20 protein-coding genes are annotated in these 20482 nt (G+C 64.5%); 5 read left to right on the top strand and 15 right to left on the bottom strand.

Translation table 11 applies throughout. From position 1 onward, the window contains the following. Positions 1-72 precede the first annotated feature (72 nt). From NMAG_RS07620 to NMAG_RS07600, 5 genes are all read right to left on the bottom strand, one after another. Entirely contained in the window at positions 73-2595 is a 2523-nt protein-coding gene (locus NMAG_RS07620; protein WP_004217449.1) for a DUF3488 and transglutaminase-like domain-containing protein, read from the bottom strand. Beyond that, positions 2592-3800 carry a DUF58 domain-containing protein gene (locus NMAG_RS07615; RefSeq protein WP_004217447.1) on the bottom strand — a complete coding sequence of 403 codons (1209 nt, stop codon included), beginning with the start codon at positions 3798-3800 and terminating at the stop codon, positions 2592-2594. The genes NMAG_RS07620 and NMAG_RS07615 overlap by 4 nt, the downstream gene beginning before the upstream one ends. A gap of 103 nt (positions 3801-3903) precedes the next feature. Beyond that, a complete protein-coding gene (locus NMAG_RS07610) occupies positions 3904-4911 on the bottom strand; it encodes an AAA family ATPase (protein WP_004217446.1) in 1008 nt (335 codons plus the stop codon). 286 nt (positions 4912-5197) lie between these two features. After that, entirely contained in the window at positions 5198-5392 is a 195-nt protein-coding gene (locus NMAG_RS07605) for a cold-shock protein (protein ID WP_004217445.1), read from the bottom strand. A gap of 92 nt (positions 5393-5484) precedes the next feature. After that, positions 5485-5841: a DUF7573 domain-containing protein gene (locus NMAG_RS07600; protein ID WP_049916425.1), complete on the bottom strand. Its 357-nt coding sequence runs from the start codon at positions 5839-5841 to the stop codon at positions 5485-5487. Between the two features lie 368 nt (positions 5842-6209). Here NMAG_RS07600 and NMAG_RS07595 point away from each other — a divergent pair, with 368 nt between their 5' ends. After that, positions 6210-6404 (top strand): hypothetical protein, encoded by a 195-nt coding sequence (locus tag NMAG_RS07595; RefSeq protein ID WP_004217443.1) that lies wholly within the window; start codon positions 6210-6212, stop codon positions 6402-6404. A 211-nt stretch (positions 6405-6615) separates the two neighbouring features. Here the strand turns inward: NMAG_RS07595 and NMAG_RS07590 are convergent, their stop codons facing one another. The 6 genes from NMAG_RS07590 to NMAG_RS07565 all read right to left on the bottom strand — a co-directional run bounded on the left by NMAG_RS07590 (position 6616) and on the right by NMAG_RS07565 (position 13342). After that, positions 6616-7644 (bottom strand): 5,10-methylenetetrahydromethanopterin reductase, encoded by a 1029-nt coding sequence (locus NMAG_RS07590; protein WP_004217442.1) that lies wholly within the window; start codon positions 7642-7644, stop codon positions 6616-6618. A 17-nt stretch (positions 7645-7661) separates the two neighbouring features. Next, entirely contained in the window at positions 7662-8444 is a 783-nt protein-coding gene (locus NMAG_RS07585) for a coenzyme F420-0:L-glutamate ligase (protein WP_004217441.1), read from the bottom strand. A gap of 36 nt (positions 8445-8480) precedes the next feature. Continuing rightward, the gene (locus NMAG_RS07580) at positions 8481-8726 is read right to left on the bottom strand and encodes a hypothetical protein (RefSeq protein ID WP_004217440.1); all 246 of its coding nucleotides are present in this window, start codon (positions 8724-8726) and stop codon (positions 8481-8483) included. Between the two features lie 138 nt (positions 8727-8864). Then, entirely contained in the window at positions 8865-9311 is a 447-nt protein-coding gene (locus NMAG_RS07575; protein WP_004217439.1) for a DUF5518 domain-containing protein, read from the bottom strand. 189 nt (positions 9312-9500) lie between these two features. Further along, complete coding sequence (locus NMAG_RS07570; RefSeq protein WP_004217438.1) at positions 9501-11126, bottom strand: hydantoinase B/oxoprolinase family protein; 1626 nt, start codon at positions 11124-11126, stop codon at positions 9501-9503. Continuing rightward, complete coding sequence (locus tag NMAG_RS07565) at positions 11123-13342, bottom strand: hydantoinase/oxoprolinase family protein (protein WP_004217437.1); 2220 nt, start codon at positions 13340-13342, stop codon at positions 11123-11125. Before NMAG_RS07565 ends, NMAG_RS07570 begins: the two co-directional genes overlap by 4 nt. 149 nt (positions 13343-13491) lie before the next feature. Between NMAG_RS07565 and NMAG_RS07560 the strand changes: the two genes are divergently transcribed. Both NMAG_RS07560 and ddh read left to right on the top strand, forming a co-directional pair. Beyond that, positions 13492-14895, top strand: coding sequence for an NUDIX domain-containing protein (locus NMAG_RS07560; RefSeq protein WP_004217435.1), 1404 nt, complete (start codon positions 13492-13494; stop codon positions 14893-14895). Between the two features lie 209 nt (positions 14896-15104). Continuing rightward, a complete protein-coding gene (gene ddh / locus NMAG_RS07555; protein WP_004217433.1) occupies positions 15105-16088 on the top strand; it encodes a D-2-hydroxyacid dehydrogenase in 984 nt (327 codons plus the stop codon). Between the two features lie 105 nt (positions 16089-16193). Here ddh and engB read toward each other — a convergent pair whose 3' ends face one another. Continuing rightward, positions 16194-16811 (bottom strand): GTP-binding protein EngB, encoded by a 618-nt coding sequence (gene engB, locus NMAG_RS07550; protein WP_004217431.1) that lies wholly within the window; start codon positions 16809-16811, stop codon positions 16194-16196. A 126-nt stretch (positions 16812-16937) separates the two neighbouring features. Between engB and NMAG_RS07545 the strand changes: the two genes are divergently transcribed. Further along, positions 16938-18230, top strand: coding sequence for a TIGR00341 family protein (locus tag NMAG_RS07545; protein ID WP_004217430.1), 1293 nt, complete (start codon positions 16938-16940; stop codon positions 18228-18230). Positions 18231-18251: 21 nt separating this feature from the next. Here NMAG_RS07545 and NMAG_RS07540 read toward each other — a convergent pair whose 3' ends face one another. From NMAG_RS07540 to NMAG_RS07535, 3 genes are read right to left on the bottom strand one after another with little or no spacing between them, the layout of a single operon-like run. Beyond that, on the bottom strand, positions 18252-18674 hold the full coding sequence (locus tag NMAG_RS07540; protein WP_004217429.1) for a hypothetical protein: 423 nt from the start codon (positions 18672-18674) through the stop codon (positions 18252-18254). A 7-nt stretch (positions 18675-18681) separates the two neighbouring features. Further along, positions 18682-18825: a hypothetical protein gene (locus NMAG_RS22040; RefSeq protein WP_160165672.1), complete on the bottom strand. Its 144-nt coding sequence runs from the start codon at positions 18823-18825 to the stop codon at positions 18682-18684. Between the two features lie 7 nt (positions 18826-18832). After that, entirely contained in the window at positions 18833-19828 is a 996-nt protein-coding gene (locus NMAG_RS07535) for an NOG1 family protein (protein WP_004217428.1), read from the bottom strand. A gap of 83 nt (positions 19829-19911) precedes the next feature. On the opposite strand from NMAG_RS07535, the gene NMAG_RS07530 reads away from it, so the two are divergent. Continuing rightward, a complete protein-coding gene (locus NMAG_RS07530; protein ID WP_004217427.1) occupies positions 19912-20295 on the top strand; it encodes a DUF5518 domain-containing protein in 384 nt (127 codons plus the stop codon). The last annotated feature ends 187 nt before the right edge of the window (positions 20296-20482 follow it).

The following is a 20482-nucleotide window of genomic DNA, read 5'->3' as shown; positions in this document are numbered from 1 at the left end:
GCCATATTAAACACTATCGGGACCTACATGCTGTCGTGTGGTTCTTTTTCAGTGACCCACCCAAATCTGTCATCACGATCGACGGTTGTCGTCCTCTGTGCCAGTTCCTGACTCACCCTCGGAACCGGTATCCCCGCTATCGCCGTCATCGCTCTCGTCCCCGCTGCCGTCGCTGCTCGCGTTTTCGCCCACTCTCTCGCTCTTGTCTCCACCAATTAGCGGCACCCGCTCGCGCGCGAGTTCGTCGACCGCCTGGATCGAGGCTGTTGCCTCTCGCCGGCTCACGCCACCGCCGTAGGTCGCTCGCTCGTAGGACTCGAGTACCGTTTCGATTCGCGTGTCTTCGGGATCGAGCTCGCCGTTCGTAGTCGCCTGTTCTTGAAGCGCCGTGACGTACGAGCGAGCCGACTCACCCGGCTTTCGGGGTCGGTATGCTCGTCCCAGATGCCGTTCGAGGCGACGGTAGGCGCGGGCCGCGTCGGCGTCCGGGTCGTCGCTCGGACGCTGCCAGTAGAGCCCAAGTAAGCGCTGGAGACGCTCGCGGCCGTCTGTCCGATGGATACCGGCCGCCAGTCCGACGAGGACGACGGTCGTGAGCGCGAGCAACTCGCGCGTGATCGGTACGGGGATCGAGAACCCATCGTCGCTGGCATCCGCGTCTCCGCCGTCGTCAGGTCCGGGGTCGGTGCCGTCAGTCGTGTCGTTGCTCTCGTTGTCCGGTTCCGGTTCCGGTTCCGGTTCCGGCTCTGGCTCTGGGTCGTGGTCCGAACCTGAATCCGGATCCGTTTCGTTCGTTTCGTTGTCCGCGTCCTCGTCAGGACCGGCCGGGTCACGCTCGGCCAGCTCATCGTCGTCTTCGTCCTCACGGACCGGCACGTCTTCGCTCTCCTCGATGTCGACGTTCTCGGCACCGGTTTCGCGGGCCTCCTCGAGTTGGTCGTCGTGGACGTCGTCGCGCTCGCCGCTCGGCGTCGGTTCGAAGGCGACCCAGCCGTGGTCGGGGAAGTAGACCTCGACCCAGGCGTGGGCGTCGAGTCCGCGGACGACGTGGGTGTCGTCGTCGACCTGCTGCCCACTGGTGTAGCCGGTGACGTACCGAGCGGGTACCTCCTCGGCGCGCAGCATCTGCGTCATCGTCGTCGCGAAGTAGATGCAGTAGCCCTCGTCCATCTCGAAGAGGAACTCCTCGGCGACGTTGCCGCCCGGCTGGGAGACGTCGAGCGAGTACGACTTCGAGGATCGGAGATGGCTTTCGATCGCCGCAGCCTTCTCGTACGGCGTCTCTGCATCAGCCGTCACATCCGCGGTGTACTCGTCAAACGCCTCGGAGGTCCCCTCTGGCTGTTGCAGATATCGTTCTTCGACCTGGTCGGGATAGTCGGTCCCTGCCTGTCGGAGTTCGTCCGCTCCGGGGTCGACGATGGCGCTCTCGACAGCGTAGCTGTCTCCCTCGATCAACGTGGTCGAGGGATGGACCTGTCCGTGCGACGAGACCTCCGCGTACTGCGCTGCGCCGTCGGCGACCGACAGCGGCTGTGGTGCGACCGGCATGACGCCGAGTTCGGTTTCGGCAGTCACGATCTGCTGTACCGTCTCGTAATTGCCCGACTGCTCGGTGATCGGTCCATCGAGTGGCTGTTCTTGCCCGGTACGGACCCATTCGTCGCCGGTGAAGCGGTCATAGACGCCCGTCCGCCAGTAGGAGGGTTGTTCCGATTCGACGGTGAAGCGGACCTCCGGCGAGAGGTCGACCTGCCCGGTGAATCCCGAGCGATCACCGGCCGAATCGATGGTGCCCTCGAGTGTGCCTGCGTCCGTAGCACCAATGCTCGACGGCCCCTCGGAACTGCCGGGGACGAACGAGACGGACAGCGAGAGGACGATAATGAGCGCGAAGAGAGCCGCAAGCAGGTCGGCCTGGCTGATCGAGCCGCCTCGGCGTTCGAGTTCACCGAACCCGACGGCACCCAGCCCGGCGAGTGTTCCAAGCAGTGTAACCGTGAGGTCGGCGTCCCCGGTCAGGACGAGAAATCCGAGCGCGAAGCCGCCGGGGAGGACGCTCAGTGCATACCGTCCGCGGAGAGCGAGATACCACGAGAGAAAGACCGGTGCGGGGGCGAAGCCAAGTGTCCAGACGCCGGCTTCGACGGTGCGGATGAGCGGGAGGCCGGTCGCGAGCGTGGCGATATCGTCAGCCAGTGCGCCGGTCTGAGAGAGAACGATACCGACACCAACGCCGCTGCTCTCGAGGTAGTAGGCAAACCCGAGTCCAGCCACTGTGAGCGCCGCGATGAGTGCGGTTCGTGGTCGGATCAGTCGCGCCAGTAGCGTCGCGGCGAGGAGCATGCCACCGACGAGTGCAAACAGCGACGGTGTCCCGCCGACGGCCTGGGTCACCTCGTGGAGGATACGGACGAACGACGCGATCAGCAACAGCACGCAGCCGAGTGCGAGGATCCGAAACACGTCGGGCCCGATCGACCGAGACGTCTCGTCGACGCCGAGTGAGATCGTCCGTGCGTTTCGGTGGTCGCTACTGGTTGTCGTACTGGTACTGGTACTGCTACTGGTTCCGGCACCGGTATCGGTGCTCATGATGTCACCCCCGTCCCAGTCTCATCCTCGTGACCGCGTGCAACGCCCGTGCTCTGGTGAGTCCGTTCTCCGCTCTGATCGCTTTCTGACTTTCGGCCTTGTCCAGGGTCTCGTTCTCGATCTCGTCCTTGCCATTCTCCTCGCGTCCGACCCCCATCCCCCGCCTCTCGAACTCGATCGAATTCGAACTCGAACTCGAACTCGAGTGCCCGCTCGTGGGCGGGCGCGTCTTGGTCACCGATGGAGACGGTTGTTCCGGACGTGCCGGCTGTCACGCAGACCTCTGAATCGGCACGTTCGCGGTCCGTGAGCGATGCCGTGCCCGCACGTGGCTCGAGAGCGGCGAGGACGCTGAGTAGTTCGTAGTAGTGTTCGCTTCCGGTGTCGGGCTGGATGTCGGTACCGTCGACGACGAGTCCGACCCGAATATTTGCCTCGTGCAGTGCCGTGACGATGCTCGCCACGGCGGTTGCGAGGTCATCCTCTCGGCCGGAGAGACACTCTGCGGCGACGGTAACCGATCCGAGCCCTTCGTCGGCGGCGTACTCCGTGACGACGAGGTCGTCTTCGGGCTGTTTGGCGGCGGCCTTCCAGTGAACGTCACGCAGTGAATCGCCGCGACGATACTCCCGCAGGTGGTCGAACTCCTCGCGGCTTCGACGGGCCGTCGCGTCCGCAATGTTCTGGAGCCGCTGGCCCAGTTCGCCGTCGAGGCTGTATATCTCCGGATACACCGTGAGTTCGCTTCGCTCGTCGAACCTGTATCGCCGAACGAAGAGTCCGAAGATGTCGCTGACGGTGATCGAAACGGGTCCGGCCGCACGCTCACCGCGGTTGATGAGTTCTACCTCGTACGTAACGTGTGTCTCGCCGTCGAGGATCGCGTGCGTCGAGAGGGCTTTCGTGTCGTCGTCAATGACTGGCTTCAGTCCCGAACCGACCTCGTCGCGGACCGTCGCGGCGATGTCGCCCTCCGTTTCGACGACGAACGCTATCTCGCGCGTCTCCCCGACGAAGCCGTCGTCGACGGGATGTCGCCTGACGGTCGGTCGATCTCGGCGGAGTGTGATGAGGAAGCTGGCAGCCAGCACGATCACCAGCGGCGCGACGATAGCGTTCAGCGCGCGCGGCCCGTACTGCCAGCTCATCGCGAGCGAACCGGCGATCACAGCGAGGACGATCCACCCGCGGGCTGTTACCCACATGTGCTCGGTGTCGTTGTCGTTGTCATTGTCGTTCTCGTCGCCGCAGTCGTCAGTGCACTCGTTACCGTCACCGTCACCGTCACCGTTACCGCCACTGTCACCGTCATCCGTCGACCGGAACCTGCTCGAGTGCGTCCGCGACGATCGTCTTCCCGTCGCGCGTGCGGTCGTTCGTCTTCACGCGGTGGCTCAGGACGACGGCGGCCTCCGCCTGTACGTCGTCCGGCGTCACGTAGTCGCGGCCGTTGATCACCGCGCGAGCCTGGGCGGCCCGAAGGAGTGCAATCGTTCCGCGCGGACTCGCACCAATGTGGGCGTTCTCGCGTGTGTAGCCCGCCAGCCGGGTCACGTACGCCCGGACCGGTTCTGCGACCTCCACGCGGGAGACCGTTTCCCGAGCGCGCACCAGCGTCTCGCGATCCGTGACGGACTCGAGTTCCTCGATCGGATGCGTGCCAACGGTCCGACCGAGCAGCTCAGTTTCGTCCTCGGGATCGGGGTAGCCGAGGTGGAGTTTCTTCATGAACCGATCGAGTTCGGCGAACGGCAGGTCGTAGGTTCGGTTCGGTTCGATGGCGTTCTGCGTCGCGATGACGGTGAACGGCGCGGGAAGCGACCGCGTCTCGCCATCGGCAGTCACCTGCCCCTCTTCCATCGCCTCGAGCAGCGCCGATTGCGTCTTCGGCGGCGCACGATTGATCTCATCGCCGAGGACGATGTTGCCGAAGATGGGGCCGGGCTGGAACTCGAACTCGCGGGTTTGCTGGTTGAAGACGTTCACGCCGGTCACGTCGGTCGGGAGAAGGTCGGGTGTAAACTGGATCCGGCGAAACGTACAGTCGACCGAGGTCGCGATCGAGCGCGCGAGCATCGTTTTCCCGACACCGGGCACGTCGTCGAGCAGCACGTGCCCGCGACCGAGGAGCGCCGTGATGACGTGTTCGATGACGGATTCGTGGCCGACGATCACGCGCGAGACGTTTTGCTCGATCTCAGCAGCGATCGTCTCGACGCGCGAGAGCGCTATGGGCTCTACGTCTTCAGTCTGCTCGTCGGCGTCGATCGGCGTCGTCTCGAGTACCGTGTCGGTCGGTGGGTCAGCGTCAGTCATCGGTCGAGGGTGAGTGGAGGTGGCGAGGCAATCGTCGTGCGGGCGGGGAAAACGGATTCATCTCGTTTGTCCGACTTGCGCGGGTCGTGAATATATGTTTTGTGTCGATTCTGGTGACTGTTGGCCGTTCTGTCCGTTCTCCGTGTGATGTCCTCTCATCACATGCTACAACGGCTGTGATAAAGTATGCTTGGCCTGCTGGCGTCGTTTGGTAGGGTACAGCCGACACCAGCAGCGCTGCTCAGGACGGAGTTACTCAGAAAATGATACTGTCTGGATTGCCGAGTTAGAGGCGCTCGACGTTCGTCGCGCGTGGCCCCTTGTCGGCCTGCTCGATGTCGAACTCGAGTTCCTGGCCTTCTTCGAGGTCAGGTCCGCCAACGTCTTCCATGTGGAAGAACACGTCCTCGTCCGCGTCCTCAGTCTCGATGAATCCGTAACCGCCGGTGTCGTTGAAGAATGCAACCGTACCTTTCGCCATTGCAGGTTTACAAAGCGGAGACGAAGATATAAATGTTCGGGGGCTAGTGTCCGATTCGTCCGAAAACGGACGGGTATCACCGTTCTATCGGCCTACCAGACTTTGCACTCGGGGCAGACGAATCGCCCGTCGTCGCGCCAGAGACGGCGACTCACTGTGTCACACTGCTCACAGGTGTGAGCGGGTTCGGCCCCAGGGGGCTGGACGGCGTAGGTGGCGAGCGACGGGGTGAGTTCGTGGGGGTCCGCGTCCGCTGCGTCCGCTTCTGCCGTATCCGTTTCTACCTGGGAATCGTCGGTGGATGCGGATGTGGAGTCGGGTTCGGGTTCGAGTTCGGGAGCAGACTCAGACTCAGACTCAGACTCAGACTCACACTCACGCTCACGCTCACTCACAGACCCGGAGTCAGCATCCGTTCCAAACGAAGATAGCGTCGCGTCGTCAGTCACGCTCGTCCGTACGAGCGACTCTGGCTTAGGCCCGGCGGTATTCGTAGCGCACAGCGCATGCCATACGTCTTCGTTCTCCCTCGACCACTGCACCCAGCCCACTCCCGCCCATTCCCGCCCATTCCCGCCCAGTCCCACACTACCCATTCCAACCACCCCTCACCCAATATAGTAGCCACTGCAAGTCAATGCACACCTGATCGCCAGCCTGCTCGGCGATCAGTGTGTAACTAGTTGCAGTTGTTACTATAGCTCGGCCGTCGCTGCCGCGAAATACGCCACTCCGATCGCGACTGCTACGAGTCACACCACCTGTTGTCTCGCACGCGACCGGCACGGCCAAGTACCACCGGTGACAAGCCCCACGCATGGAAACCGTCGCAGTACTGAACGCCATCGTGGATAACCTCATCGAGATGAACGAATACTTCAGTGGCGTCGCAACCGGCGAAGGTGCCGCCCCGCTGCTCATGATCGCCGGCACACTCCTCGTCGTCTTCTCACTCGGCGTCTTCGGCGTCCTCACCCTCGGCGCACTCGGCAGCCTCGTCACGGGTAACTGAACTGCCGACCGCGGTGAACCCGTTTTCGCGTTCGCTCAGGTCACGCCAGCGTTGAGCGATAACTCTCTGGCCCCTTACCCCCTTATCCCTCATCCCACATCCCCCATCCGAGCGCAATCGGTACCCCTCCATCGGAAAATAACCCGGAAATCAAACGCAGTCACCCAGTGCCCTTCAGGCCGTCACACCTCACACGCCACACCTCAACTCCTCACCTCTCGTCAGCAGCGATTGCCTGCTCCATCGCCGCGCTTGCTTTCTCGACCGCATCCTCCAGATCCGGCCCCAGCGGCGACCCGACGACGATACCGTCGACGAACTCGAGTACCGCCTCGAACTGTTCGGCCACCTGTTCGGTCGTGCCGGCGATACAGAACGCGTCGATCATCTCTGGGGTGACGTGCCCGAAGGCCTCGGTGAGATTGCCCTGCGAGAGCGCGTCGCTGACGGCTTCGGCAGCCTCGCGGTCGATATCGTGGCGGTCGAGCACCGGGTCGGCCGCGCCGCCGACGATGAACGCAACTGGCGGTCGTGCGGCCTCGCGGGCGTCGTCCTCGTCATCCGCGACGCTCACGCTTGCGAAGGCGAGCGCCTCGAACGGGCCGTGCTCGTCCGGGCGCTCCTCGAGTCCATGTTCCAGCTGTCCCGCAGCCCACTCGAGGTCTTTCGGGTGGGCAGCATTCACTAACACGCCGTCGGCGTGCTTGGCACTCATCCGGAGCATGTGTGGCCCCTGCGCGCCGACGTAGACCGGGAGCTGACCGGACGGCGGCTCGAGATTGAGCGAGGCGTCGCTGGCCGCAAAGGTGCCGTCGTGACTCACAGTGTCGCCCGCCCAGAGGTCGCGCGCCACGCCGAACGTCTCGAGGACGCGACGGAGCGGCCGCTCGTGTTCGATGCCGAGATTTGCGAGCGAGGAGCGGTCACCGGCACCGATGCCGAAGACGGCGCGGCCGTTGCTCTCCTCGTCGACCGTCGCGGCCTGGCCGGCGAGTTTCACGGGATGGCTCTCGTAGGGGTTGACGACGCCCGGGCCGAGCCGAATTGTGTCCGTCGCCTCGGCCATGCGCGAAAGCGTGACGAACGGGTCGCGGTTGAAGTAGTGGCTGCTCGTGAACGCGACGTCGAAGCCCTCGTCTTCGGCGAGTGCGGCCAGGTCGGCGATGCGCTCGGTCGGATGTTCGGGGGTGAGCTCGATACCGACGGTCGGCTCGCTTCCTGGTTGTGTATCGTTATTCATACGTTGTGTATTGTCGCTCATGTGCCACCCTCCCACTCCCAGCCGCGGAGCGCCTGTCTGATGAGATCGTCCTCGACCGATCGGAACAGTTCGTCGCTCCCGTCGAGGTCGCCGAACGCCCAGTCGCTGGCGACGACGGCTGGCACCCCGTCGGCTCCCTCGCCGGTGACGAGGTTCGCTGCCGCCGCGAGTTCGTCGACCACGGACTGCACCGTCACGCCCAGCTCGCGGCCGTCGCGGTCCTGTTCTCCGCGCCAGTCACGACTTGCTGGCATCCCATCCCAGCCGATTGCGACGCCGCGCTGGCCGTGACGGAACGGTCGCCCGCAGGTGTCGGTGACGATTACGGCGACGTCCTCGTAGCCGCGCTCTGTGAGTCCATCACGGATTCGCGCTGCGCTCTCGCTCGGCTGTTTGGGAAGCAAGAGCAGGTCGTGTTCCGGCACGTTCGACCGATCGATGCCCGCGTTCACGCAGATGTGGCCGAATCGCGTCTCGGTCAGCAGGAACGGGACTTCGATCAGCAGTTCCGTGCTCTCCTCGAGTACCGCCTGGGCAAACCGGGGGTCTTTCTCCTCGCCGGCGAGCTCGCCGAGGCTGTCGGCGATCTCCTGGGCGCGGCCGCTGACGGGGTAGTCCGCGAGGTCGGCCGTTCGCCCCTCGGCCTTCGAGACGACCGTGCTGGCGACGGTGAGCACGTCGCCGTCGGCGAGGGTGTCGCCAGCCCGGTCCGCGATGAGGTCGGCGAGGTCGTCGCCGGGACGGATTTCGGGCAGGTCCGTCACTGGTGTGAGTTCCATACTGAAGTGTCGGCGAGCGGCGTCAAAAGGGCACCGTCACCGGAGAGAGTCGTCAGCTCTTCCCTCCAGAAACGCGTCGATACCGCGAAAGAGGATTCGAATGACGAACAGGAGCCCGTAGAACCAGAGACACAGTGCGACAACGGTTCCGAACACGCCGAACAGGTCTCTGGCAAGCAGTGCGCCGTAGCCGGTGAAGACGAGCGCTACCAGTATTCGTCCGAAGACCCACTGCGAAATCTCGTCGACCGACGCGGTCGGCGTTGGCTCGAACGCGTTCATATTGCACCCAAAAATTTGGATTAGTAATATATACTACTTTATGATTGACATATGGCATTAGGCGGTCTGGTGTATCGTCTTCTGCCACTGTTCCCATCCGCGATAAGTCGATGCTGTGTAGCGATTCACCCGAACTGTTCAGGTGAGTGTTTTCGATATCCAGTGGCCGACAAAGCCTCCGATACCACCGAACAGAAAACCCACACAGATCATGAATGGATACACTAGCAGGAACCCGAACGCGTATTGGAGAAGCGTATATTCCAGCGTGAAAGCAGTTGCCTGCGTACCGATATGGAGAACGAGTGCAACTGGTCCGAAAACCAAAATTGGTAGGCTACCGGCGTATCCGCCGGCTTGCAAGGCCTCTCGCCGTGTGCCAGTATACAGGTAGCCAGCAATCAGCCCTCCGATGATTTGACCGGATCCAGCCGATGGAGTGGACGGGGTGACCAATGCGGCTATATTGTATTCTAATTCTATGACGTTCACGATAGCGCAAACAACTGCGCCCCAAAAAACCGCCGCTGAAACCATCGCGTTGGGTATCGATTCGGTGGTCAAAACACGGATCTTACTAGTCATCACTTCCACACCTCTCAATAAATGAACGCATATAATATATCTAAATAAGAGTGTTGATTGAACCATCTCGACTAGTTCCTAATCAGAACCAGTGACCGCGACACGAGAGGATTCGGGAACACGGGTATGGCAGGCTAAAATTGTCCTCGTGGACGCGAGGCACCCCTCCGTGTTCCCGCTGCACTCGAGTTACTCCGCTCGTTCGTCTGGCTCACCGTGTCCGCCACCACCGGGCGTCCGCACGGTGACGGTCGTCCCCGCGTCGACGTCGACCGTCGTCTTCGCGGGCACTGGCTCGCCGTCGAGCAGGTTCTCACCCGTCGCACCGTCTTCGCCGCCAGCGACGCCCGCTGGTGCGTGGCGACGGCGCTCGGTCAGTAGCGAGACCGTCGCGTCCGCCTCGACCGTCACGGTGCGCTCGAGTCCCTCGCCGCCACGGAACCGGCCGCGGCCGCCGCTCCCCTCGCGCAGCGCGTAGCGCTCGACCCGGAGCGGGTACTCCGTCTCGAGTGACTCGACGGGCGTGTTGAGCGTGTTGGTCATCCCGACCTGCACGCCGTCCATGCCGTCACGGTCGGCGCGAGCGCCGAACCCGCCCGCGATGGTCTCGTAGTAGGTAAACGAGCCGTCCCGCGCGCCGATGGTCAGGTTGTTCATCGTACCCTGGCCCTGCGCCGGGACGCGGTCGGGTGCGGCCTCGGCGAACGCGGTGAAGACCACGTCGGTCACGCGCTGGCTGGTCTCGACGTTGCCGCCGACGACCGCGGCCGGCGGCTCGGGGTTGAGCAGCGTTCCGTTCGGTGCGTGCACGCTCACGGGCTCGTAACAGCCGTGATTTGGTGGAATCTCGGGATCCGTGAGACAGCGCACGACGAAGTAGACTGCACTCGTCGCGACCGCGCGGGGCGCGTTGAGGTTGCCCGCAAGCTGCGCTGCGGTGCCCGAAAAGTCGACGTCGACCGACGCGCCGTCGATGGTCACGGCGACGCTGATCTCGATATCGTCGTCCGTCACGCCGTCGCCCTCCAGGTAATCCGTCGCCTCGTAGGTGCCGTCGGGCAGCGCCGTGAGTTCGTTCTCGATCCGCTCGCGCGAGTAGTCGATGACGGCGTCGAAGCCCGACACCACCGTCTCGCGGCCGTGCTCGTCGAACAGCTCTCGCAACCGCTCGGCGGCTCGCTCGTTCGCCGCGCGCTGGGCTCGTAGGTCGGCTCGGCGCTCGCGGGCGTTGCGCACGTTCGCCAGCAGCAGCGACTGCACCTCCTCGCGGACCTCGCCGCCGGCCACCAGTCGCGTCGGCGGTATTCGAAGCCCCTCCTGGTAGATTTCCTCCGCGCCTGCGGGCATGCTGCCGGGCGTCATCCCACCAACGTCGGCGTGGTGGGCGCGCGAGACCGCGTAGCCGACGATCTCGCCCTCGACGGCGAGCGTGGAGACCATCGTCACGTCCGGGAGGTGCGTCCCGCCCTCGAACGGGTCGTTGAGCACGAAGACGTCGCCGGGTTCTGGGTCGAACTCGAGTACGGCCTCCACAGCGGCGGGCATCGCGCCGAGGTGGACGGGGATGTGTTCGGCCTGGGCGATCATTCGACCCTCGGCGTCGAAGAGGGCGGTCGAGCAGTCGCGGCGTTCCTTGATGTTGGGGGAGTAGGCCCCGCGGATCAGCGTTTGGCCCATTTCCTCGGCGATGCCGGCGAGCTGGTTGCGCAGGACTTCGAGGGTGACGGGGTCGATGGGCTGGTCGGTGGTCGTGGGGGATTCGTCAGTCGAGCTGTTGGCTGCTGAGTCGTGGTTTGTCGAATCGTGATCGGTCATTCCTCACTCACCTCCGTACGCGTCATCGCAAGCGTTCCGTCCGGCAGAATTTCACCTATCCACCCCGGCGGAACCACCGTCGTACTCTCTGCCTGCTCGAGCACCGCCGGGCCGTCGATCGTCGCGCCGGGTGCGAGTCGGTCACGCTCGTAGATGGTCGCCTGGCCCTGCTCCTCGTCCACGCCGGGGAAGTGCGCGGTTCGCGTGCCGACGATTGCATCACCGCTACCGCCGCCTTCGTGGCGAACGGTCGGTTCCGCGCCGGGAACGGTCGCCGTCGTCCGCAGATTCACGACTTCGATCGCCTCGTCCAGCGCGTAGCCGTAGGTTCGCTCGTGGGCCTCGTGGAAGCGGTCGGCGACCGCCTCGGCGTCGAACGCCCCCGCCGCGTCCACGGGAACAGTCAACTCGAAACTCTGTCCGGCGTACCGACAGTCCGCCGCTCGCTCGAGTTGGGCCGCGTCCGGATTGGAGACGTCCGCGAGCACGTCTTCGACCAGCTCGTCGTACACCTCGCTGATCGTTGCCGGCGAGGCGGACTCGAGTACAACACCAACGGTCTGAACGGCGTCGTGGCTCTCGTCGGCGGCGAGGAGGCCGAACGCTGAGAGGACGCCGCCCGGACGGGGGACGAGTACGCACTCGACTGACAGCGCGTCGGCCAGCGCCGTGGCGTGCATCGGCCCTGCGCCGCCGAAGGCGACGAGCGCGAACTCGCGGGGGTCGTGGCCGCGCTCGACCGTGACGCTGCGGATCGCTCGGGTCATCGTTGCGTTCGCCACACGGTAGACGCCGCGGGCGGCCTCGAGTGCGCTGTCCAGGCCGGCCTCCTCGGCAAGGCTCGCCAGGGCGTCGTGGGCCGCCTCGACGTCGAGGGTCATCTCGCCGCCGAGCGCGGTCTCGGGGCCGATGTAGCCGAGGACGACGGTGGCGTCGGTCACGGTCGGTCGCGTGCCGCCGCGGCCGTAGCAGGCGGGACCGGGCTGTGCGCCCGCCGATTCCGGGCCGACGCGGAGCGCGCCGCCGGCGTCGACCCAGGCGATCGAGCCGCCGCCGGCCCCGACGGTGTTGACGTCGACCATCGGCGTCCGGATCGGGAGCCCGTCGATTTCGGCGTCGGTCGTCCGCTCGGCGCGGCCGTCTCGGACGAGGCTCACGTCGCTCGAGGTGCCGCCCATGTCGAAGGTGACGAGTCCCTCGAGTGTCTCGCGGTCTGTTCCTACAGGTTCGTCGGTGTCTGCGGTGTCGCCGTTATCCGTGTTGTCGTCGTTATCGGTATTGTCGCCGATGTCGCCGCTGTCGTCGCCGCCGGAGTCGGAGCCGCCAACGGTTGCCCCAGCGCCGACAACCCCCGCGGCCGGACCGGAGAGCGTCGTCGTGACGGCGTGCTTGCGGACCGTCTCCGGCGTAGCGGTGCCGCCGTTCGCCTGCATGATCCGCGGTTTCGGAATCCCCGCGTCGGCCGCCTGCTCGACGAGTCGACCGATGTAGCGGTCGATCACGGGGCGGACGTAGGCGTCGACGGCAGTCGTCGACGTGCGTTCGAACTCGCGGAACTCGGCCAGCACCTCGTGAGAAGCCGATACCGGAACCGAGAGCTCTTCGCGGAGGATTTCGGTAACCTGGCGCTCGTTCGACGGATCGGCATAGGCGTGCAGGAGCGAGACCGCGATGGCCTCCACGTCCGCCTCACGGAGTTGCGCTGCGAGCTCCCGAACCTCGTCGGGATCGACCGGCTGTTCGACACCCTCGGCCGTCGTCCGCTCGTCGACTTCGAACCGGCGTTCGCGGGGGACGAGCGGCGTCGGCTTCTCGGCGTCGAGGTCGTAGAGCGAGCGGCGATTCTGGCGACCGATCTCGAGTACGTCACGAAAGCCGGCAGTGGTGACGAGCGCGGTCGTTGCGCCGTCGCGTTCGAGGAGGGCGTTGACCGAGACGGTCATCGCGTGGCTGAACTCGTCGATTTCGTTGGGGTCGATACCTGCGTCGGCACAGGCTTTTTCGATGCCCTCGAGCACGCCGACGTGCTGGGGGGCCGTGGTCGGTACTTTCGCGGTGACGAGGTCGTCGTCGACGGAGAGCGCGATGTCGGTGAAGGTGCCGCCGACGTCGACGCCGATTCGGGTGCGAGTACGGGTACGGGTACGGGATCGCGGTCGGGATCGAGAGCGGGTGCACGTTGTCGACTCGTGTTCCGTCGTCCCACGCCGTGTCATGGTCGCTGGTCGGACTCGAGATAGGTATAGTTCACGACCGGGTGCCTGTCGATGTCTCCCTGGTTCGTGATACGCTGAGACGCTCTGTCTGAAACGATGGTCTATCTGCTCCCGAAAGCAATTCCGTCGCGGCCCGCCTGGGGCCACGTATGACCGATTCCACGGACGGCGATGGGGCCGGATCGGAACCCACCCACGCCGATGTTGTCACCGCTTTCCTCCGCCACCGCGGCGAGATCCTTCTCCTGCGCCGCAGCGACGCCGTCGGCACCTACACCGGGCAATGGGGTGGCGTCTCCGGCTTCGCCGAAGGTAATCCCAACACACAGGTCCGCACCGAAATCCGCGAAGAAACCGGCCTCTCGGACGCCGAAATCGACCTCATCCGGTCGGGCCGCCCCGTCTCCGTCACCGACCCCGAGCTCGACCGCGAGTGGACCGTCCATCCGTACCTGTTCGACGTCGACAGCCGCGATGTCGACCTGAGTGAGGAGCACGACGCACTCGAGTGGACACCACCAACGACCATCTGCATCGATCCGGATCGCCAGACAGTGCCGGCGCTCTGGACGGCCTACGAGCGCGTTGCGCCAACGGTGCGCTCGATTACGGCGGACGACGAGCACGGGGCGGCCGCGCTCTCGATTCGTGCGCTCGAAGTGCTTCGGGACCGGGCGGGACTGGTGGTTGCCGAGCGAGCGGATTCCGACGACGGCGACGATGTGGATCAGCACGCCGACACCGACACCGACGCCGCCGCCGCCGACGCCGAGGAGGAGTGGGCCGAACTCACCGCACTCGCTGAGCGACTCCTCGAGGCGCGGCCGTCGATGGCGGTGCTCCGGAACCGGGTGAACCGGGCGATGGCGGAGGCCAGCGAGGCAGCCGCTGACGATGTGTCCGTTCCCGACGCGGCGGCTGTTCTCGAGTCCACCCTCGCGGGAATCGACCGCGCGACTGCTGCGGACGACGACGCTGCGGCAACTGCAGCCGACGTGATCGACGGCGCTGTGCTCACGCTCTCGCGCTCTGGAACCGTCGTCGACGCGCTGCGCGCCGGCGCACCGTCGCGGGTGTTCGTCGCCGAATCCCGGCCCGCGCTGGAGGGGGTCGCCGTCGCAGAGGAACTGGCCGCTGGTGGTGTCGACTGTCCCGTGACACTCCACACTGACGCCGCAGCCGCACACGTGCTCGCAACTGAATCCATCGACCGGGTGCTCGTCGGCGCAGACACGATTCGCCACGACGGCGCTGTCGTGAACAAGACCGGAACGCGAGCGCTCGCCGCCGCTGCTGCCCACGAGGATGTTCCCGTCACCGTCGTCGCCGCCACGGACAAAATTTCGACACGAGAGGAGGTTGCACTCGAGTCCGCGGCGCGCGACGCGGTTTACGACGGCGACGCGGCGATCGATGTGCTGAACCCGACGTTCGACATCACACCTGCCGACTGTGTCACCGAGTTTGCGACAGAGCGAGGACTGCTCGCGCCCGCCGAGATCGAGGAGACCGCCGAGAACATGCGCGCACTCGAGTCCTGGCGCGACCGCTGAAGCGACAGAGGGAAACCCATTCGTCGAGTAGGAACCGCCGGCGGCCGTGACGAGCAGTTACCCCCTCCGAGCCCCTTGTGACGAGGACTTTTCCCGAGCCGCCGTTTCCGTACGTGAACAGCGGTGCGTTTCGTGACAGCAGTCGGTGTCGCGACAGCAATGACACATGTTGGCAAAGCTTGAACGTCGGGTCGTCCGTACCGGGCGGTATGCCAGCCAGTTCAGACGAGACGGATGACGGCGAGGTGGACGCCGAATCCAGAACCGACCGCGAAATCGCGCTCCTCGGCATTCACGACTCCGTCGGTGGCGTCTTCCCGCCGACCGAACTTGCCGACGAACTTGCCGATCTTCCCGTCCCCGTAGAAGTCGTGGACACCGACGGCACCGACACGTGTGACGCCGTCGTCACTCGAAAGTACGACGATTCGTTCCTCGAACTCGAGTGGGTCCACTCCATCCAGGCTGGCGTTGACCGCTTCCCCTTCGACGAGTTCGAAGCGAACGACGTGATCCTCACCAACAGCACGGGGATTCACGACCGCACAGTCGGCGAAACCGTCGCGGGCTACCTTCTCGCGTTCTCTCGGCGACTCCACACCGCCATCGCCGCCCAGCAGGACCGCCGCTGGGAGCGTCCAGAATGGGACGAGGCGTTCACCCTGCCCGGCAAGACCGCCTGCGTTCTCGGCACTGGCACGCTCGGCAGCGGCGTCGCCGATACCCTCGGCTCGCTCGGCGTGCACGTCACCGGCGTCCGCCGCTCCGGCGACCCAGTCCCCGGCTTCGAAGCGGTGTTTCCAACCGAAGACCGCCACGCCGCCGTCGCAGACGCCGACTTCGTAATCGTCACGCTCCCGCTCACCGACGACACACACCACCTCGCCGACGCCGAGTTCTTCGACGCCATGCGCGACGACGCCTACTTCGTCAACGTCGGTCGCGGCTCCATCGTGGATGAGTCTGCATTGGTGGATGCACTCGAGTCGGACTCGATCGAAGGCGCGGGCCTCGACGTGTTCGAGACGGAGCCGCTGCCAGCGGAGTCTCCGCTGTGGGAGATGGACGAAGTGATCATCACGCCTCACTGTGCCGCGTTTACGGTTGACTACTTCCGTGATGTTGGCGGACTGGTTCGAGAGAATGTCGAGCGACTCGCGGCGGATGAGTCGGTCGTCAACCGCGTCATTTAGGGTTCACCGCCGCAGCGGGCAGCGCCCGATCGGTGGCCTTTATAGCGTAGATTTTGGAAAGCGGTTCGACCGAACCAGTGAGGAGATCCCCCAGCAAAACGGCGCTCAGAAGAATTTGAACAGATCGTCCCGGTTCTGTTCGTGCAGGTGCTCGCGGACCGCCTCGTTCAGCGAACTGATCTGGCCGTTCTTCGCGGTGATCGGTGCGATGGTCTCCTGCCACTGCTTCCACGGCGGGAGGATGCCGAGGCGGTCACAGAGTTCGTTCAGTCGCTCGTCGCGGTCATCGACTTTGTCCATCTTGTTGACGGCGACGACGGTCGGAATCTCGAGTTCCCGCAGGAAGTGGAACATCTCCACGTCGTAGGGAATCTCGTCGGGGCCGGAGTGACGGTCGATGATGTCGATGACGCTCTTGCCGTCGACGACCAGGACTGCGACGAGGACGTTGTCGGCGTACTCCTCGATGTACTGGACGATGTTCGTCTTGATCTCCTCGCGTCGCTCCTCGTGGACGCCGCTCATGAAGCCGAAGCCGGGGAGGTCGGTGATGACGAAGTCTTCGGGAGCCCAGTCGTAGTGGTTCGGACTGCGGGTAACGCCGGGACTGCCACCCGTGTCGAAGCTGTGACCGGTGAGTTCGCGCATAAGGGTCGACTTGCCCACGTTCGAGCGGCCGACGAGGATGACTTCGGCCTCGCGATTGGGGCGGGTATCGAACATACCGCTGCTACGGCGCTCTCGGGTTTATAAGCACCGTGACTGGGCCGGCGCTGTGGCGTCTCTCCCGCCAGCAGGTCGGTTGGAGATGCCCCCAAGTTATGACCCCCGGGGTATTCAGTGGCTCACGTGCGCCTCGTACAGCTGACGGTTCCAACCGGGAGACGAGAGACGATTCTCGAGACGCTCGACGACCGAGAAATCGACTACGTCGTTACCGACGAGGCCAGCAATCGGGAGTACACCGCTGTCGTCTACTTTCCGCTGCCATCTCCTGCGGTCGAACCTGTGCTCGATGAACTACAGGAGGAAGGGATCGACGAGGACGCCTACACCGTCGTCGTCGACGCTGAAACGGTAATTTCACGCCGATTTCAGGCGCTCCGAGACGAGTACGAGAAGGGTGATGTCGAGTCAGACCGCATCTCACGCCAGGAGCTGCAGGCCGAAGCGGAGTCACTCACCCCGACGTTCGGCGTCTACGCGACGATGACGATCGTGAGCGCGGTCGTCGCAACCGCTGGCTTGCTGCTCGATTCGCCGGCCGTCGTCGTCGGATCGATGGTTATCGCGCCGCTAATCGGGCCGGCGCTCGGTGCGAGCGTCGGCTCCGTGATCGACGACGAGGAGCTGTTCACCGAGAGTATTCTCTACCAGATCATCGGGATTGTCCTCGCAATCGCGGCCGCAGCCGTCTTCGCCTGGCTGGTCCGGACGACGAACATCGTTCCGCCGGGCCTCGATATCGGGACGGTCGACGAAATCTCTGAACGGCTCACGCCGGACTTGCTCTCGCTTGCAGTTGCACTCGGTGCCGGCGTTGCCGGTATCGTGAGCATCGCGACGGGAATCTCCGTCGCACTCGTCGGCGTGATGATCGCGGCCGCACTCATTCCACCCGCTGCAGCCGCTGGCGTCGCCATCGCCTGGGGGGAGCCGTCGGCCGCGATCGGTTCGACTGCGCTCGTTCTCGTCAACGTCCTTTCGGTGAACCTCGCTGGACTGTTGACACTCTGGTACGCCGGCTATCGTCCCGAGAACCTGTTCTCCCGGGACGAAACCGAGAAACGCGTCCGAGAGCGAGTTGTCGGACTCGCCGCGATCGTGTTCATCTTCGCCATCTTCCTCGGCGGCATTACCTACGCATCCTACGGGCTTGCGACGTTCGAGGAGAGTGCACAGAACGAGGCCGAAATCGTCCTCGAGGACGATGCGTTCGCGGAGTACCAGCTCCTCGAAACGGAGGTGATCGTCGACGAGGACTACCCGTTCGTCGGTCCCGAACGCGTCATCGTGACGATCGGCGGCCCGCCAGGTGCAGAAGAGCCCGGCATTGCCGACACGTTAGCGGAACGGATCAACCAACAGACGAACGAGGACGTAATCGTCGAGATCAGGTACGTTGGTCAGGTCGAGCGCTGAGGACGGTGACGGTTTCCGACGCTATCGTCTGCGAAACCGCTCGAGCCGGCTGGATCGTTTCGATTTCGACTCCGAAGCCGACTCACGTCCGTTCTCTGTCGACTCCGTCGCCGATCCCCTCTGCTGCTGTGTTTCGGCAGCCGTCGATTCCGACGACTGTCGCCAGCTGTCGTCTCCGTTTGCGGACCCCTGTTCTGTACTGGATCCTGGTTTTACTGCCGACCACACGCTGCTGGCTAGCCACCGAAGCCAGTTTCGCGGCCCACCGATACGCTTGACGAGATATGTCGGGAAGTACAGTGCGATCGCTCCGAGGAGGAAAAAACCGATACCAGGGATGACACGGTCCGTTCGAACGAACTCGAAACCGACGACGAACATCGGTCCCGCCATCGAGAGTCCGGCGGCGATCTGGAGCATGCTGAAGATGCCGGGTCCCTTCATGCTCTCGTCACCTCCTCACCCCGTCTGCTCGACTCGTCCGTTCGCCCGTCTGCTCGACTCGTCCGTTCGCCCGCTCGCCCGTCTGCTCGACTCGTCCGTTCGCTCGTTCGCCCGCTCGTCCGGTCGTCCGGTCGTGACCTCGTGAGTTCATACGCCAGTTAGCCGTCGAACGGCAACTCAGGCTCGAAGTCGATCGCCTCGACGGCAGCCTCGAGCACCGTCTCGACGTTCTCGCCCGTCTCGACGCTCATCTCGTAGTCCGCGTTCAGCGCATCGATCTGGCTGTCATCCCACGCCTCCGCGCGGTCAACCTTGTTCGCGATCGTCAACACCGGCACCGTCTCGAACTGTGCCGCGATCGAATCACGCAACTCGAGTTGCGACGCCAGCGGGTAGCCACACTCGGCGCTGGGGTCGACCATCACGAGCATGCAGTCGGCGAGGTGCTCGATGGCGCTGACGGCCTGGGATTCGATCTCGTTTCGCTCGGCCGGCGGGCGGTCGAGCAGGCCGGGGGTGTCGACGATCTGGTGGCGGATGTGCTCGTGTTCGAAGTGGCCGACGCCGATTCCCTTCGTCGTGAACGGATAGGAGGCCGTCTCGCCGCGGGCGCTTGTGACGTCGTTGACGAAGGAGGATTTGCCGACGTTCGGGTAGCCGGCGACGACGATCGTTGGCTCCTCCGGGTTGATCTCGGGCAAATCGCGCAGGTCGTTTCGCGATTTGTTGATGTACAGCAGTTCGTCGTCGATCTGCTCGACGATGTCTGCGAGTCGGGCGAAAGCCTGTTTGCGGTGCTTGCGGGCGGTGTCGATGTCGGTCTTGCGAAGCCGCGGCTGGTACTCGTTGTGGATCTCGCGAGCCTTTCGGCTGGCCCACATCGTCTCTGAGAGTGCCTGGCGCAACTCGTCGACGTCGACGATTGCGTCTGCGAGTTCGTAGTAGAACGGGTGGACGTCGTCTTCGTAGTCGAAGTCCGGCCAGGCCGTGACGACGTTTTCCAGGTTGTCCGAGATGATGTTCGCCGCGGTCTGGAGCATCGACTGCTGGGCCTCGAGGCCGCCTTTGGCCTTGCCGGCCCGCGCTGCCCGCGAAAACGCCTTGTCGATCAGCTCTTCCGACGTGGGCGTCGTCGGAAGGTCTTCGAAAATCATGCTCACAGGTAGAACGCGCGGTCTTAAAAGGTCGTTCGTTATGCGGCGAGCGCTTATCCGTTCACGGAGCGAAGAGAGACACGATGACTAACTGGCGCGCGGTTATTATTGGGTTCCTGGTCGCAACGGTCCTGAGCGTGGTCGGCGTGGTCGTTCCCGGCATCGGTCAGCTCATTGCCGTCCTGTTCGGCGGCTTCGTTGCAGGCTACCTCGCCGGCGGTGGCCTCGCCAGTGGCTTCTGGCACGGACTGCTCACCGGTGCGTTCGGCGGACTCGTCGGCGGCACGCTCATCGCCCTCATCGTCGCAGTTTCGGGCTGGGCGGCCGGCCCAATCGGCGGTCTCTTCTCAGGCGTCGCCGGCCTCGGGATTCTGTTCGTCGCGCTTGCCATCTCGTTCGTGATGGCACTCGAGAGCGCCATTGCTGGCGCGGTCGGCGGCGTGCTCAATCCGAACCCGCGCCGGTAGCGGGCGCGTCGGGAACCGTTCGAGTGCGAGCGCGTTCGTATATTGCGCCGGTCAGACAGCCGAGGGGAGCGTGAACCCGGTTGTGAACGTGGCTGCAACGATCGCGATGAGCGCGGTTAGCGTTGCAGCGTCCCACAAAACTGCGTCCGATCCGCCGGGGTGGAGTCCGACAGCGAGGGTGAGGAGG

It is taken from the genome of Natrialba magadii ATCC 43099, from assembly GCF_000025625.1.
GTDB classification, from domain to species: Archaea; Halobacteriota; Halobacteria; order Halobacteriales; family Natrialbaceae; genus Natrialba; species Natrialba magadii.
The sequence above is the reverse complement of the archived record's forward strand: the minus strand, read 5'-3'. Positions and strand labels throughout refer to the sequence as shown.